Origin of the sequence: Geminocystis sp. CENA526 (assembly GCF_050753365.1) — a bacterium.
GTDB lineage: Bacteria > Cyanobacteriota > Cyanobacteriia > Cyanobacteriales > Cyanobacteriaceae > Geminocystis.
In genome coordinates, this window is sequence record NZ_JBLZFY010000264.1 from 1 (window position 1) to 1,544 (window position 1,544).

Sequence of the window (1,544 nt, forward strand, 5' to 3'; positions counted from 1 at the left end):
AATTATTATATATACGATCTGGGATAAACCAGATTTAGTGATTACTACTCATCTTAATTTTATTCCCGTTGCTCATCTTCTCAAAAGATTATATGGCATTCGCTACTATACGATCGCTCACGGTATCGAGGCTTGGAATCTTCAAAAACCCTCTTTAATTAAAGCCTTAAAAGAGTGCGATCGAATATTATCTGTAAGTCATTACACAAGAGATAGATTAATCAAAGAGCAAAATTTGAACCCTGAAAAAATATTCGTTTTACCTAACACTTTTAATCATGAAAAATTCAAGATTACACCTAAACCAAATTATTTATTAGAAAGACACCAATTATCAACAGAGACAAAAATTATTTTAACCGTAGCTCGACTTTCCTCTAGTGAACAATATAAAGGATTTGATCAAGTTATTCAATCTTTACCTAAAATCATCACTCAAATTCTCAACGTACATTATATCATTGTAGGAAAAGGAGACGATCGAGCTAGAATTGAACAATTAATTAAAGATTTAAACCTAGAAAATTACGTCACCCTAGCAGGATTTATTCCTGATGAAGAATTATGCGATTATTATAATCTCTGTGATGTTTTTGCCATGCCCAGTAAAGGAGAAGGCTTTGGCATTGTTTATTTAGAGGCAATGGCTTGTGGTAAACCTTGTCTAGGTGGAAACCAAGATGCCGCTTTAGATGCCCTTTGTCATGGAGAATTAGGAGCGTTAGTTAATCCTGATGACATCGAAGAAATAGCTAATACTCTAATCACTATTTTACAGGGAAATTATCCAAATCCTTTAATGTATCAACCTGAAAAATTGAGGGAAAAAGTCATAGAAATTTATGGTTTTGAGAAATTTAAAGCAACTCTAGCTAATTATTTGGAAGAAATTATATAGTATTAAATCACACTACTCGTTTCTATACTTAAAAATAATTTTTTCTTCCGCTTGTTTGAATTCAATATCAAATAAATCGAATACGACTTCTCTACCTAATAAAATTTCCTCACACTCATCGGTTTGCAACCAAGCAAAAGGAGCAGTAAACTGGTGAGAGTCGATCGAAATTTCTAAGTTTCTTAACAAATAACTAACACTTCCTCCCACTGTTTCACCTTCTAAAATTAATTCTTCGGGTAATTTAGTTAATCCTAAAGATTCTCCTAACTGTCGAGAAATAAGACTTATATCAGCTCCTGAATCCACTAATATATTAATTTGAGAAGAATGAGTAGCTTTAAGAATTACTTGATATTTAGGTTGCCAGTCGTGTTTTTTGACACTTCGGAAACGAATCGGTAGAAATTTCAAAGGTTCGATAAATTCCGTCTCATAAATTCTTTCAATGACGAAATCGATCGTTCGATCGGGAATTTGAGCAAACATTTCCTTACAATGGGGATGATGAGCAATAATTCCTTCTTTCGTATAAGCAATCCATTGCCCACGATATTTTTTTAGTTCTTTTTTATTTGCCTGATACCATTCCTTTGGACTATGATAGCGATCGAGTTTTTCCATAACCATCAAAATAGATTTATTA

At 32.7% G+C, this 1,544-nt stretch carries 2 protein-coding genes; one reads left to right on the plus strand and one right to left on the minus strand.

Annotation, left to right across the window (positions count from 1 at the left end):
• Positions 1–898, plus strand: an 898-nt coding sequence (locus tag ACN4EE_RS23270) for a glycosyltransferase family 4 protein (protein WP_431708888.1), incomplete at its 5' end; no start/stop codon positions are given.
• Positions 899–910: 12 nt separating this feature from the next.
• On the opposite strand, the gene ACN4EE_RS23275 is transcribed toward ACN4EE_RS23270, so the two are convergent.
• A partial coding sequence (locus ACN4EE_RS23275; protein ID WP_431708889.1) for an aspartyl protease family protein occupies positions 911–1,544 on the minus strand: 634 nt, incomplete at its 5' end.